This is a genomic window from Xanthomonas sp. CFBP 8443, from assembly GCF_025666195.1.
Classification (GTDB): Bacteria; Pseudomonadota; Gammaproteobacteria; order Xanthomonadales; family Xanthomonadaceae; genus Xanthomonas_A.
This window is the reverse complement of the sequence record NZ_CP102592.1, coordinates 4,771,022-4,786,445: the sequence shown is the minus strand read 5'-3', so window position 1 is coordinate 4,786,445 and position 15,424 is coordinate 4,771,022. Positions and strand designations below refer to the sequence as shown.

4 protein-coding genes are annotated in these 15,424 nt (G+C 71.0%); 2 read left to right on the top strand and 2 right to left on the bottom strand.

Annotated elements, in window-relative coordinates; genetic code table 11:
• Positions 1–8 precede the first annotated feature (8 nt).
• Entirely contained in the window at positions 9–1,190 is a 1,182-nt protein-coding gene (locus NUG20_RS19875; RefSeq protein WP_263396103.1) for a glutathionylspermidine synthase family protein, read from the top strand.
• A gap of 162 nt (positions 1,191–1,352) precedes the next feature.
• Positions 1,353–1,541: a hypothetical protein gene (locus NUG20_RS19870; RefSeq protein WP_263396102.1), complete on the top strand. Its 189-nt coding sequence runs from the start codon at positions 1,353–1,355 to the stop codon at positions 1,539–1,541.
• 202 nt (positions 1,542–1,743) lie between these two features.
• Here NUG20_RS19870 and NUG20_RS19865 read toward each other — a convergent pair whose 3' ends face one another.
• Together NUG20_RS19865 and NUG20_RS19860 are read right to left on the bottom strand one after the other, a co-directional pair.
• A complete protein-coding gene (locus tag NUG20_RS19865) occupies positions 1,744–3,075 on the bottom strand; it encodes a substrate-binding domain-containing protein (RefSeq protein ID WP_263396101.1) in 1,332 nt (443 codons plus the stop codon).
• A gap of 323 nt (positions 3,076–3,398) precedes the next feature.
• Positions 3,399–15,410 (bottom strand): filamentous hemagglutinin family protein, encoded by a 12,012-nt coding sequence (locus tag NUG20_RS19860; protein ID WP_263396100.1) that lies wholly within the window; start codon positions 15,408–15,410, stop codon positions 3,399–3,401.
• Positions 15,411–15,424: the final 14 nt, after the last annotated feature.

Genomic DNA, 15,424 nt, shown 5'->3' with positions numbered 1-15,424 from the left:
GGAAGCACATGCAACGCATCGCGATCGTCGAACGCGGCGACTGGCGCGCGCAGGCCGCCGAGTGCGGCTTCCGTTTCCACACCATCGGCGGGGAGCGCTATTGGGACGAACGCGCCTACTACGCGTTCACCCTGCGCCAGATCGAGCGCGATCTGGAGGATCCCAGCGCCGAGCTGCACCAGATGGCGATGGGGCTGGTGGACGAGATCGTCGCCAGCGAGGCGCTGATGCAGCGGCTGGCGATTCCGCCGGTATTCCGCGACTGGATCGCCGAGAGCTGGCGGCGCCGCGATCCGCACCTGTACGGGCGCCTGGACCTGGCTTACGACGGCACCGGCCCGGCCAAGCTGTACGAACTGAACTACGACACGCCGACCTCGCTGTTCGAATCGGCGTTCTTCCAGTGGCAGTGGTTGGAAGACCAGCGCGCGCAGGGCCGCCTGGCGCGCGACGCCGACCAGTTCAACTCGATCCACGAGGCCCTGGTGGCGCGTTTCGCCGAGCTGGCGGCGCAGTTGCCGCCGCCGCTGTATTTCGCCGCGGTGCGCGACTCGGAAGAGGACCAGGGCACGGTCGCCTACCTGCGCGACTGCGCGGCGCAGGCCGGACTGTTCGGCGAGGCGATCGCGATCGAGGACATCGGCCTGTCCGAGGACGGTCGCTATACCGACCTGGACGACGTGGTGATCGGCGCGCTGTTCAAGCTGTATCCGCTGGAGGACCTGTTCGCTGAGCGCTTCGGCCAGGCCTTGCCGGGGTCGGGGCTGCGCCTGCTGGAGCCGCCGTGGAAGGCGCTGCTCAGCAACAAGGGCATCCTGCCGCTGCTGTGGGAGCGCCATCATGGCCATCCCAACCTGCTGCCGGCCGCGTTCGACGACGGTGCCGCCTTGCCGCCGGGCTGGGTGCGCAAGCCGCTGCATTCGCGCGAGGGCGCCAACATCGCCCTGCACCTGGCCGACGGCCGCATGCTGCAGAGCGACGGCCCCTACCAGGGGCCATGCATCCGCCAGCAGGCGCATCCGTTGCCGGTGTTCGACGGCCGCTATCCGATGGTCGGCAGCTGGATCGTCGGCGACACCGCGTGCGGCATCGGCATCCGCGAGGACGATGGCCCGATCACCCGCGACAGCGCGCGCTTCGTGCCGCATGCGATCGTCGAGGAAGGACGGCCGGGCGTGTTGTACGCCTGAGCCTGGGACGCCGCCGCACAGGTGCGTCCGGCAACCCGCACGGCCATCGCCATCGGCGAACGACGCGACCACGCTGATGGCGATCATGGGCCGAGCGCCCGCTGCGCAGCAGCCGGGCACGCTGGCTTACTCTAGCGATCCCATCCACGCAGGTGCCACGCCATGGATCGCAATTCGATCGCGCAACGGTTGCAGGAGTTGAAGGACGAGCGCCGCGCGGGTGGTGTGCAGCTGCAGCAGCTGGATGCCCGCAGGAGCGATCTGCAGGAGACGCTGACGCGGATCGATGGCGCGATCCAGATGCTGGAGGAGCTTTTGCGCGAGCAGGAAGAGCCGCCGGCTTCGGCGTAGCGGCCTTCGGCGAAGGGGTGCCGATCTCTCCCGGCGAGGCGCGCGGCGCTGTGCGCGTGCGTGCGTGCGTGCGACGGTCGCGTGTTCCGGGATGCGGATCGCATCGCGCCGTGCCGATCGCTGCATCGAATGTGGCGTCCAGGCAAAAAAAGACCGGCGGGCATCGCTGCCCGCCGGTCCGTTGCCATCCTGGCGTGAAGCCTTACTGCACGCAGTTGGTGATCGTCGACTGCACCGAGGTACGGAACGTGGCGACGCCGTCCAGGTAAGCGAAGCCGTTCGGCAGCACCGGGCGCGTGGTGGTGTTGTAGAACTGGCCGTACAGGTCCTTCAGCGCCTGGATGTGCGCGGCGCTGCCGTTGCCGTTGACGTAGCCGGCCAGGTAGGTGATCGCGGCGATCGGGTACGCATTGGCGATCGCTGCCGAGGGGCTGACCAGGCGCACGCAGTTCTTGACCGCGGTCGAGCCGCTGCCCGGAACCAGGTTGACGGTGGCGCCGTCGAGCACGCGACCGGCCAGCAACCCGGTGGTCGGGTTGATGCTGATCGGGGTCGGCACGCCGGACGCGTTCTTGCCGAACAGCGCCGGGTCGAAACCGTTGACTGTGGCGTAGTCGGCTGCCTGGGCGACCACTTCGCCGATATCGGCATAGCCCAGCGCATCGGCGTTGGCGGTGCTCAGTACCGCCGCGACCACGCCGGCGTTGCCGCTGGCGCTGACGCCGCGCGTGCCATAGACGGCGCTCGCGCCGCCGGGCAGGGCAGCCGTGAAGCTCTGGTTCGGGGTGAAGACGAAGCCGGACGGGACGTTGGCGGTGCCGTTGCAGCGCGCGGCCAGGAAGCTGGTGAAGGCGAAGCTGGTGCCGCTGCCATCGGTGCGGTAGACGATCTTGATCGGACCGGCGGAGCCGGTCACGCCCGGGATCGACGACCAGTTGCTGACCTGGCCGGAATAGATCTGGCAGACCTGAGCGGTGGTCAGCGCGACGTTGTCGACCGAGTCGTTGTGCGGCAGGGCGATGGCGCCGGCGATGGTCGGGATCTGCACCAGGCCCACGCGCGCCGCGGCGTTGGCGCCGCCCAGGAACGTGCTGTAGTCGTTGGTGCTCAGCGGCGAGTCGGTGCCGATGAAGTCCGGGGTGTTGCTGGTGCTGGTCGGCGCGCTGAAGCCCACCGGGGTGGCGCTGAAGTCGCGGCAGCTCTGGTTGGCGATCGCGCCGTTGAGCGCGGTCTTGCCCAGGCCGCTGCCGGTCTGGCAGTACGACACGTTGTTGGTGGTGTTGGTCTTGTAGGTGCCGAACACCGAGCCGGCGGCGATGCCGGAGACGGTGAAGCCGGTGCCGGGGGTGTTGCCGGCATTGGTGGACAGGCGCGCGTCCGGGTTCGGGGTCAGGTAGCCGGTGCCGACGTACGGCTGCGCCGGGAAGGTGGCGCCGCCGCCGTACAGGTTCTCGGCCGCCATGGCCGAACCGCTGGACAGGGCCGCGACCGCAACGGCGATCGCGCTGAAACGGGAAATGTTGAGGTTGAGCACTTGCTTCTCTCCTTGGTGAGAAAACGACGGATAGGATCCGGGGAATTTCTTGACCTGTAGCGTGCTTGCGCCACAGTGGTGGCGCAGGAGAAAGGTTGCGCTCGAACAATGATATTGAAGAGACATTCGCAGGTACTTTTCTTTACCTGTGATGCGTAGCTTGAAACAAATTGATTTTGGTGGCCGTTGACATAATGCGTGCACGGCAAAATAACGTTCTAGCTGAATTTCCGCAGGCCGTATTTCCGTTGTCTACATAATGCGACGGAGATTATCGGTTCGGACATGGGTCGGCTGCGGATCCGGCCCATGTCGTCGCAATGTCATGGGCCGGGCTGGCAGCGCGGGTCGTCCATGGCGCAATCGCCGAGACCGATGACCTGCACGGTGATGACCGACGGCGCCTCGCGCGGCGGGGTGTTGCCGCGCGAGGCCATGTCGCCGACCGCGTCGGATACCGCGGCCGCGGCGTTGGATGCCGCGCTCAGCGCGCCGCCATCGACGCTGCGTGCGCTGCCGACGCCGACCGTATCGCCCTGCACCTGGATGTTGTCGGCATTGGCCACGAACTGCGACGCCACGATCAGGTTGCCGCTGACGCGGATGCCGGCGTCGCCCGCATCCACCGTGCCGCGTGGCGCGACCAGCACCACGTCGCCCTGCGGATCGGCCGCGTCCACGCGCAAGGTGGCGATGCCGGCGCCGCTGACCTGGCCGCGCGCGTTGAGGGTGCAGTAGTAGTCCAGGTCGCACTGATAGCTGACTCGCGACTTCTCCGAACTGGTCTTGGCGCCCTTGCCGGCGTTGATGTCGCCGTTGGAGCTCCACATCGCCAGGTCGCCGCCGCGCTGGGTGAAGATGCGGCTCTGCGCGAGCAGCACGCTGGCATCGGTGAACACGCCGATGTCGCCTTGGCCCAGCGCCAGGATGCCCTGCTGGGCCGGGCCGATCAGCACGTTGCCCTGCGTATCGAACACCGCTGGCGGCGCCAGCGCGCTGCCCACCTGCATGCCGCCGCCCGGCCCGAGCACGCGGATATCGCCACCGTTCCCGGTCTGCAGGGTCGAGCCGCGCATGTCCAGGGCGCCGGTGCTCACCCGCGTCGCCGCGCCGTTGGCACCGCCTTGCAGGTTGTTGGCGGTATAGCCCAGTCGCGCCGGATACAGGGTTTCGATCGCCTGGTAGCCGCGTGCGTATTGCTGGTAGTCGGCACTGGCGGGGTCGGCGTAGCCTTCGCCGACCTGCTTGAGCACGTCCAGGAACACGCGTTCAACCAGCAGGCGCCGATCCTCGCCAGGCAGTTGCTGGAACGCGGCCCATGCCTGTGCGACCGGCAGTTCGCTCAGGGGTGCCAGGCCGGCCCGCTCGCGTGCGTCGTTGCTCCGCTGCAGCACGAACTCCGCCAACCAGCGGCGGTAAGCGTCCTGGCTTTGCGCGCCGGCCGGATCCAGGTACAGCGCCGCGAACGCATCGGCGGCGTCGCCAGGGGCCACGCCGAAGCGTGCGACCAGCGTGGCGCCGGTCGTGGGCAAGCCGGGATTGTTGCTGTTGCCGATGGTGCGGATGCCGCCGTCCAGGGCATCGATGTTCCTTCCTCGTGTGGCGGCCAACGCCTCGTTGGCCGAGGTCAGCGGCCCCAGGTTGCGACCGGCCTGCACTTCGAACGTGCCTGGCCCGCCCAGTTCCAGCCATCCCCAGCGCGCGACGTAGCCGGGATCCAGCGGTGCGCCCTGGATTGGCGTGTAGTACAGGTCGCGTCCGGCCACCACCCGGGTGACGTCGCCGGCCCGGTAGTTCTGCGCACGCAGGTCGAGGTTGACGATATCGCGCCCGGCGCGGATGCGTGCCGGCTTGGGCAGATCGAGCGTCAGCGGATTGAGCCGATAGCCATCGGCGGCGAAGCCGCTGACGATGTCGCCGTCCAGGCTGTACAGCAACGCCGGTGCACTGTCGTTGCGATGCAGGTTCAACAACTGGTTGCGGTCGGGCACGCTCAGGTCGTTGCCTGCATAGGCGCCGGGTGCATCGAGCATCCACAGCGAGGTGCCGGGCAGCACGCTGTCGTTGAACAGCGCGATGTCGTCGCGTGCGAGCAACGCCAACTGCCCGCTGGCCGACGGGAACAGGCGCGCGGCGCCTTCGATCTGGACGGCGCCATGCTGCGCGATCGCTTCCAGCCGCGCCGGCAGCACGTTGTCGAACACCTGCTGGCTCAGCGAGACGCTGTCGGGCAACGGACGGTTGTTGTCGCGCTCGCCGAAGCCGAACAGCAGGCCCGGCAATTTCAGCGTCTTCAGCCGGATGTCGCCGTCCAGCGCGGCGATCTGCACACTGGAGTCGGTGCTGTAGTCCTGGCTGATGCGGTCGGTTGCCAGAAGCGCGGGAATGCCGCCTTCGTTGGGAATCACGTAGGTCGGGTTGACGATCGCGCCGATCGCCGCGTCACCGCGCGTCTGGATCGACCACTGCGCATCCTGCAACGCGAAGACCGGGTCCACCGCGCTTTCGACCTGACGCAGTTGGCCGCCACCGTCGTAGCCCTGCGCCTGCAGATCGAAGGCGCTGCCGAGGCGCCCGCCGGCGCGCAGATGGCCTTCGCCGGCGGCGACGAAATAGTCGCCGCCAAGCACATCGCGTCCGGCATTCACGCTCAGGTTGCCGCCGCCGAAGACGCGGCGGCCCTGCTCGCCTTCGATGTAGTTGGTCGGCAGCGATACCGACAGTTCGCGGATATCGCGTCCGGCATCCACGGCGACGTCGCCGCCGCTGCTCATCACGCCCTGGGCGAAGCCGCCGTAGTTGATCTGCGCGGCGATCGAGGTAAGGCCGTCGGCCCCAAGCGGATTGCCCAGCTGCATCCACGGCCACCAGTATTGGCCGACGTAGTTGCCGGCCACGCCGCTGCGGCTGCCGTCGGTGTCCACGATCTGCCGGTTGCCGACGATGTCGCGGTTGGCCTGCAGGCTCAGGTCGCCGCCGGCCTCGGCGTTGGCCTGGGCGCCGATCACCACGTCGGCGGCGCGGCTGCCCACGCTGCTGCGCGCCACGTAGGTGTCGGTGCCGATCGCGCTGCCGTCCACCGGGCGCCCAGCGGTGTAGATGCTGGCCGGTGCATCGGCATCGGCGAAGTGCAGGTCGCGTGCGGCGGCGATCTGGATGCTGCCGGTGCCGGTGCGCAGCACGGTCGGCAGCAACACGTCCTTCTGCCCTTCCTGCTGGTAGCGCTGGTGACCGTCGAGCACCACGTCCGCGTCGGCGTCCTGGCGCAGCGCATCGGGACGGATGCTGGCGAAATCGGCGCCGGCGACGATGCGGTAGCGGCTGCTGTCGCCGCCGATCAGGCTGGCGGTGGCCAGCGGCAGCGGGTTGCTGCGGCTAGCCTGCAGCGAGGATGGGGTGTTGTGGGTGTCGGCAGGCAGCAGCGCGCCGACCACGGGCAGCGACGGGGCGACATAGGCCGGCAGCGCGCCGAAGCCGGTCTGGCCCCAGAACGCGTACAGGTCCAGCACGTAGCGCTCATAGCTGGCCAGGTAGCCGGGATAGTCGGCCGGCGCAGTGGGCGACGGCGGCGGCGCTGGCTGGCCGGGGAATTGTTCCACCACGCTGCCGAGTTCCGGCGCGTACTGCAACAGGAAGCCGTCGAGCATGTTGATCGGGGTTTCCGGCGTGGCGCCCATGTCCGGCTGCGTCTTCTGGAACATCGCCAGCAGCTGCAGGTACTGCCCGTAGTACTGCTGGGCTTGCGCGTCGTCGCCGCTCTGCGCAGACGGCATGGGGACGAGCGTGTCGATGCTCACGCCGAATCCCAAATACAGTTCGCTCAGCCCCTGGTACTGGCCGGCGGCATCGTCGTAGCTGGCCTGCGGGCCGCCGCTGCCGAACGGATTGCGCAGCTGATAGAAGCCGTCGCTGAGGCTGGCCTTGATCGTCACTTCCTGTGCCGCACGCAGGGTCAGCACCGGCGCCGCGCCGTTGTAGCGGAAATCCAGCGCATCGCGCGTGGCGCCCGAACCCAGGTTCCAGCTGGTCAGCACGCTGATCGCGCCGCCGTTGATCGCCGGGTCCGGGTTGCGCAGCTCGATGCCCGGCCGTGCGCGGAAGTTGGCGATGCCGGCGAAGCGTCCGGCGAAGGCGAAGCCGGGTTGCTGCACGAAGCCCATCAGCGTGCCCGGGGCGGCGCTGGCGTCTTCGCGGTAACCGTAGAACTGGCGATGCGCGGCGTTGGCCGCGTCTGGCGTGAACAGGTGGCGGCTCAGATAGTCGGCCAACTGTGCCGGCGTGGAGGGTGCGGTCAAGGCGTTGCCGGTAGCGTCGGTCCAGCTGCCGGGCAGCAGCTGGCCCTGCGCGTCGTACCAGCCGGCCGGATCGACGATGCCGTCGAAATGCTGCGTCGGGTCGCTGCTGGCATCGGTGGTGCTCCACACCGCATAGGCTTCCAGGCCCACTTCGCGGGCGCCGGCGATGCGCGCGCCGTCGGCGATGGTCACGTTGACTTCGCCGTCGGCCAGCAGCGGTGCGCGCAATTGCACGCTGCCGCCGGACAGACCGCCGGCGCTGCCGCCGGAGACGTCGAGCAGCGCGCCGGCGCCGATCGCGATCGTGCCGGCCGCCGCGGCCTGCACGTTCTGGTAGCCGTAGTCGGCGTTGAGCGTGCCATCCTCGCGGCCGCTGCTGCCGAGCACGATGGTGCCGCCGCGCCGATCGGCGGCGCTGCCGCGCGCCAGCAACCGGCCGTTGACCGCCACGCCGTGGCGGCCCCACAGCGCGATGTCGCCGCCCTGGGTACCGGAGGCGTCGATCAGTCCGTCGATGCGCACGTTGCCGTTGCCGGCGTCGCGCAGCAGCGCATCGGCGCCGCCATCGGCGGTCAGGCTGACGCGCTGCGCCTGCAGCGAACGGCCGGCGGACAGGGTCAGATTGCCGCTGCGCGCATGGATGTCGATAGCGCCGTCGATGCCGCTGGCGGCCAGTTGCGGCGCCAATGCGTCGAGGTCGACCGCGGCGCCCGAATCCAGCGCGAAACGGCCGCCGCGGCCGCTGCCGGCGGCGCCGTCGAGCGTGCCCAGCAGGCGCGCGGCGCCCAATGGCGTGGCGATGTCGAGCGAACCGGCATCGGCGCTGCCGGCGGCGGAGAAATCCAGCAGGGTGGACGTGGCGGCATTCACTCCGCCGCGGTCGGCGCGCAGTGCGATATCGCCGCCGGCGGTGTAGGTCGGCGTATCGAAGAAGACCTGGGTGGTGCCGGACACGTCGATGCTGGCGCCGGAATCCAGACGCAGGTCGCCGCTGGTGGCATGCACGTCGACGCTGCCGGAGCGCGCGCGGATCGCGCCGTTGCCGTCGATGCTGCCGCCGACCAGGCCGATGCTGCCGCCAAGCGGTGTGGCCGTGCTCGCGGTGCCGCCGTTGCGCTGCAGGTGCAGCGCGCCCTGGGTGACCAGGCGATTGTCGGCACCAGCGTCGGCCACCAGCACGGGCGCACGCAGCGTCACCTCGCGCGTACCGAAGTCGAACTGGCCATGCCCGCGCACGAACAGCGCCTGCTCGGCATCGACCGCGACTGCACCGAAGCCGGCCAGCTGCTTGTCGCCGCTGCCGAACGCCACCTCGCGTCCCTGCAGTTGCAGCAGTCCGCTGCCGCTGCCGCTGTCGGCAGCGGCGCTGGTGCCGATCTCGTTGGACAGGGTCAGCTGGTCGGCGCGCAGCCGCACCGTGCTGCCGTCGCCGACGAAGCGCGCGGCGCTCAAGGTCAGCGCGTTGTCCACGCTCAATTCCAGGCCGCTGGCGAAGCTCATGTCGCCGTAGCTGCGCAGGCTGACCCGCTTGGCGTCGGCGAACTGCGCCAGGCTGGCCGCGCCGATCACCAGGCCGTCGGCATCGGTCGCCGCCGCGCCCGCGTCCAGGCGTACCTGGCCGGCGCTGGCGGTGATCGCATCGGCCTGCAGGCGGGCGCCGGCGGCGACCTCGGTGTCGCCGGTGGAATCCAGGTTCAGCGAGGCGCCGCCGAGCAGCTGCGCCCCGTCGCCGACACGCAGCCGGCCCTGCGCCAGCGCTGCGCCGGGAACGTTGCGGCGTTGCAGGGCCGCATCGCCGTAGCTGGACAGGCGCAGCAGCGCGCCGTCGCCGCTGGTCCCGGCTGGATCGCTGTCGCCGATCAGCAGCGTGCTGGAGCTGCGCGTGCCGCTGCCGCCCTGGGCCTGCAGCACGCCACCGTCGGCGACCTGTACGCCGCCATCCGCATTGGCCCCGGCCACCAGAATCAGTTCCGGCGCGCGCAGCGGATCGCGCGCATCGTTGTTCACCAGCACGTGTTCGGCGCCGACGTGCAGCAGTGTGCCGGCGGCGGTCTGCTCGCGGGTGCCGCCCAGCAGCAGGCTGCCGGCGTTGAGCGTATTGAGCGCGGCGACATCGACGCTGACGTAGCCGTCCAGCGCCGCCTGGCCCTGGCCGCGGACCTGCAGCGCGCGTGCGGTGATGTCGACCTGTGCGGCGGCGCCGCCGTTGGCCGCGGCGGTGGCGAGGGTGGCGCCCAGCTGCAGGCGCTGGTCCGCCGACAGCACCAGTTGCCCGCCGTCGCGCGGCAGCTGCGGCGTGGCGTTGCCCTGGCGCGTGGCCAGGCCGGCGAAGAAGCTGTTGGCGCCGGTCAGGGTGTATTCGGAGTACTGGCCCCAGGTCGCCCGCGATTGCACCTCGAACAGGCTGCTGCGCGCGTCGCGTGCGCCGCTGAGGGTATCGACGTAGTGGCCGGCGACCATCGCGGTGCCGTCGGGCGCGATCTGGTTCTGCGCCGCGGTCGCGTCCTGGCTGCCGCTGCGCGCCACGACGCGATAGGCGCCGGGCAGGGTGGCGTACTTGGCCGGCAGCAGCGTGTAGACGCCGTCGGCGAGGCCCGGCACGCCGCTCAGCTGCACCGCGCGTCCCAGCGCCGGCGCCGCGTCGCCCTGCTCGAACAGCGCGTCGGTCGCTGCGACCGGCGTCTGCAGGCCGGGAACGATCGCATAGACCTCGCGTGCGTCCGCATACAGCGGCACCTGCTGTGCGCTGCCGCTGGCGTAGCTGGTGTTGTAGCGCGACAGCACGTCGCGGCTGCCGCCGGTGCCGGGGACCCATTCGACCGCCTGCAGGTCGCCGCCACCGGACAGGTCGATCTGCGCGCCCGCGCCCAGTTCCACGTCCGCGGCCTGCAGCCGGATCTGCTTCTGCGGCGGCGCGGCGAGGTCGGCGTTGCTGGCTTGTGGGTTGACGTCGTAGCGCCACTGGCTGCCGTCGACGGTGCTGCCGTAGGGCAGCACTGCACCTTGCAGCGACACCGAGGTGACGCTGCCCGCGCCCAGGCTCACGCGGCGCGTGGGCGTCAGGGTGCGCGTGCCGAACAGCGCGCGTGCGGTGGCGTCCTCGCCGGCGGCGCCGACGCCGAGCAGCAGGCGTCCGCCTGGGGCGCGCACGGTGCCGTGCTGTTCGATCTCGGTGGCGTCCAGCGCCAGCGTGCCGCCCGCCGACAGCGGCAGCGCCGCATCGCCGCCGTGGTCGGCGATGTCGATGCGGGTGTCGGCACGCACCCCGGTCTGCGGATCGAGCGCGCCCAGTGCGCGGATCAGGAAGGTCTCGCCGCTGGCCGGGTACAACTGCGCGGCGCGGAATTCCAGGTCGCCGGCAGTGAGCAGTTCGCCGGCGCGCGGCAGTGGCGTGGTGGTGCCTTGGAAGGCGTAGGCCGCGGGCGTATGCAGGCGCAGGTCGCCCTGGCTGTGGAATTGCGCCAGGCCCACGCCATTCAGCGCGAACTGGCCGCCCAGGTCGATGTGCTGGGCCTGCACCGTCAACCTGGCGGCGCCGGGCGCCGGCGGTTCGACCAGGCTCGCATCGGCGGTGGCCGGACGCCAGCCGTTGAGGCCGACATAGGCGGCCGACAGCGTCACCTGACCGCTGTCGGCGAGCGCGCCGAAGCTGCCGGCCTGCGGCGCCAGCAGCGCATAGGACGGGGCGTTGAACACCAGCGCACGCGCCAGCGACAGGTCCACATCGCCGCTGAAGCCGATCGGGACCAGCGGCGGGGTGGCGTCGCTGCCGCTGGGGTTCTGCACGCCGGCGTAGAGGGTCTGGACGCCGCTGTCGGCCAGCCGGTCGGCGGCGAAGTACAGCAGCCCCGACGGCGCGGCCAACGCCGGTTCCAGCGCCTGGCCCGGCTGTGCGCCGGCCGGCAGATGGCTGTCGCTCTGGGTGAAGATCAGGCCCTTGGCGGCGAATCCGTTCGGAGTGCGACTGCCGACCTGGCTGAGGGGCAGCAGCGCGAGGGTGCCGCCCTGCGCCTGCGCGGCACCGCCGTGGGCCTGGATGCGGCCGTCGAAGAACAGCCCGGCGCTGGCCGCCAGGGTCAGGCGCCCGCCGTCGCTCCACACGGTCTGTGCTTGCAGGCTCGGCGTGGCGCCGCCGAACAGGCCGGCGCCGGTGGGCAGGTCGAACACCGCCGAGGCGCCGGAAAGATCCAGTTGCGCGCCGGCCTCCACGACCACGTAGCCGCCGTCGTTGCTGAGGGTGACGGTGCCGCCGTCGAGCACGCGCCCGCCGCGCGGCATCACCGGTCCGCGTTCGCTGGGCTGCAGCGTGGGCGCTGGATCGGACAGGACGATACCGGACACGTCCACGCGGCTGTCCGCGCCCAGCCATACCGACTTGCCGGCATCGGCGTAGGCGCGGCCGTTGTCCCCGCCGGGTGGCGGGGCCAGCCCCGACTGCTGGGTGGTATCGCCGGACAGCACGACCTCGCCGCCGCGCGCGCTGATCTGGCCGAAGACGTTGACCTGCCCGCGCGAGCCCAGCCGTACCGCCGCACCCGGATCCAGCGTCAGCTGCGCGCCTTGCGCCAGTTCCAGCGTGCCCGAGGCGGCGCTGTGGACGGGATTGCCGGCAACGCGGCCGAGATAGTCGCCGGCGCGCAGGGCGAAGTCGGTGGCCGGTCGATAGAACGGATCCAGCTGGCCCAGGCGCACGTAGCCGTTGCCGCCATCGCGCAGTCCAGCCAGCACGTCGGTGCCGCTGGACGCGGCGCGCAGCGCCTGCACGTCGGGCAGCAGGTTGCGCTGGCTGACGCGCACTTGGGTGCCGGCGGCGATGCCGGCGTCGCGTTCGGCGGCCAGGTCGTAGCTGCCGAATCCGTGCGCGGCGAAGAACGCCGGGTCCAGTTGCAGGATGCGCGCATCGGCCGGCGCGTCGCCGCCGATCTGCACGCCCAGCGCGCGCAGCGTCAGCGTGCCGCCGCCGGCAAAGCTGTCGGCCTGCAGGCTGGCCGGATCGAACTGAAGGCGTCCGGCGCCCTCGGCCGGCGTCAGATCCACTACGTAGGTCGGGTCGGCGGTGCTGTCATTGGATGGGCGCAGGTAGGTCTGCAGGCCGATGTCGCCACCGCGGCCCAGCGGGCGCCCGTCGCGCATCGCCAGTTCGCCGTCGGCATCGACGTAGCCGCCGCTGTTGGCGCGCAGCGACGCACCCGCTGCGATCAGGATCGAACCGGTGTTGTCGTGGCGGATGCCGTCGGCATCGGTGTCCACGCGTTGCTGCGTGCGCAGCGACAGCGTGCCGCCGTCGATGAAGGCTTGGCCTTGCGGGGTCTGGGTCAGGCGGCGGTCGTCGTTGACCCACCGTCCGCTTACGTCCAGCAGCGCGCCGCCGCCGACCAGCAGGTCGCCGCGACCGAACGCCAGCAGCGCGTCCTGGCCGGGAGCGGCTATCCGCAGGTCGCCTCCCCTGCTGTCCAACGCGATATCGCCAGCGCGCGCGATCAGCGTGCCTTGCACGTCGACGCGTCCGCCATCGAGCGCGATGCTGCCGCCGTCGGCGACCTGCAGGCGCGCGTCCGCGGCGACCTCGATGACGCCGTTGGCGGTCTTTACGCCGACCGAGGCCAGGCCGGCCTCCTGCACCCAGCGCGCGGACAACTGCGACCAGTAACCGGGATGGCGCGGATCCTGCGGCGCCAGGCCGGCGTCGGCCAATTCCTCCACCGACGTGTCCAGGTCCGGCCCGGCCGTCACCGGGGTATCGGCAACGATCTGCCAGCTGCGCCCATCGCCGCCGTCGAGGTGCAACGCGCCGCCACGCGCCGGCGCGGCGGACGACACCTGGTAGCGGCCGGACACCGCCTGCGCCGACAGCGCGCCGCCGAGCACCAGCGCGCCCAGCGTCTCGCGGCCCTGCACGTTGTCGTAGTGGCGGTCCAGCGTGATGTTCAGGCTGCCCGCGTCACCGCCTTCCAGGTAGTCGCTCTCGTAGTAGCGGCGGCTGCCGAGCAGGGGATTGCTGTAGCGCTCGGTCACGCCCCAGCGCGCATGGTGGTGGGTTTGATCGCCGGCGATGCCCACGTAGGTCAGCGACGGATCGGCGCTGGCCAGGTCGTACAGACGGCCGTTGCTGCCGAGCAGCCGCGGCGTCTCCACCATGCCGCCGCGCACGTGCAGGTAGCCGCCGTCCAGGTCCAGCCGTGCACCCGGATTGAGCACCACGTCGCTACCGCTGAGGTTGATCGTGCCGCCGTCCAGCAGCATGTCGTCGATGGTGCGCGGCACCTGGTCGACATAGCCCTGCGCGTTGAGCAGCGGGCTGCCCACCCAGGCCACGCCGTCGGCGCGGATGCCGCTGGCGCGACGGTCGAACTGCAGCGCCTGGCGGGCCAATGCGCCGTCGCGCTGCAGCGGCGAGTCGGCCAGTTCGTTCTGGCCCACGCGCGGGATCTTGACCAGGTTGCTGGACATGTCGCGCTGCACGTCGGCCAGGCCGGATACGCTCAACTGCGCGCCGTTTTCCACCAGGATGCGGTCGTTGAGCAGCGTGCGGCCACGGTCGGGCGCATCGTTACGGCTCAGCCCGGTCACGTTCATCGTCGCGCCCGGCGCCAGCACCTGCGTATCGGTGCCGATCCGCACCTGCGCGCCGGCCAGGGTCAGCGATGGCGCGACGAAGGCCTGGTCGGCGCTGGCGCCGGAGGTGGTGGTCTCGCCGTCGCGTTCGGGCAGCACCGCGGTGAGCGCGCCGGCCGCCAGCTCCAGGCGCCCGCCCAGATAGGGCATCGCGCCGTCGTTGCCGGTGTAGTTGCCGTTCTGGTCGATCGCCAGCAGCGATACGTTGCCCGGACGGCTGATGCTGGTGGTGGCGCTGACCACGCCGCGCTGGCGCACGTCGTAGCCGACCAGGGTCGCATCGCCGCGGCTTGCGGCGACCACGCCGCTGTTGTCCAGTGAGCCGATCTGGCCCATTGCCGCGCCGGGCAGCGAGAAACCGCTGAAGCCCACCGGCAGCACGTTGCCGGCGGCGCTGGGCAACGCCGTGCTCTGCCGCAGCCCCAGCACCGCCGCCAGCATCACCTGCCCGTCCTGCGCGGTCACCGTGCCGGCGTTGCCGACGTTCGGCGCGGCGATCAGGGTGTAGCCCTGGCTGCCGCTGGCGATGCGCGCGCCGCTGTCGATCTGGATGTCGCCAGGCGGTTGCCCGGCGGCCATGCCGTCCAGTCCGGTCAGCACCACGCCGCTCTGGCCGGCGACGCCGAACAGGCCGCGGGCGAGGAAGGTCTGGTCGCTGAGCGCGCGGTTGGCGTCGAACAGGTCCAGCGAGGACACCAGCAGCGAATGCGCGTTGACTTGGCTGGCGCCGCCGAACAGCACGCCGTTGCGGTTGAGCAGATACACCTGGCCCGGCGCCTGGATGCTACCCAGGATCTTGCTCGGCGCCGCGCTCGGGTCGTTGACCCGGTTCAGCGCGATCCACTGCGCCGCGTCGCTGCCGCCGGCGGACTGGTCGAACTGCAGGCGGGTGCGGCTGCCGACGTTGAACGTTTCCCAGTTGAGGATCGCCTTCTTCTGGGTCTGCTGGATGGTGACCTGGGTGTCGCCGCCGACCACCTGCTGGGTCGGCGCGCGTGCGCCCAGCCAGACGTTGCGCTGGCCAAGGCGCGGGTCGTCGCTGCGCACCGCGCCCGGATCGATGATCGCGCCGTCAGGCAGTTGCAGGCCGCCCTTGCCGAGGCCGTCCGGCACCATGCCGGCCTGCGATGCCTGCGCCGCGGCGCGCGCGGCGGCCTGCATCGCGTCCAGGCTCTGCCGGGCCTGCGCGGCGCGCTGGAAGGCCTGCAGCGATTTCTGCGCCAGGGCGCTGGCCGCCGCCGACTGCAATCCCTGTTGCTGCGCGGCCGCCGCTGCCTGCGCGCCCGGATCGGCGCCACGGCGCACGAACGGACTGGTCTGCGCCTGGCTGCGGCCGACCAGGGCGGCCGAGATCGCCAGGCTCAGCACCAGCAGGCGAAGGGGACGGCGGAGGCGGTTGCGACGGCGGCGACGGTTGCGGGGCATGGCGGCGATCTCGG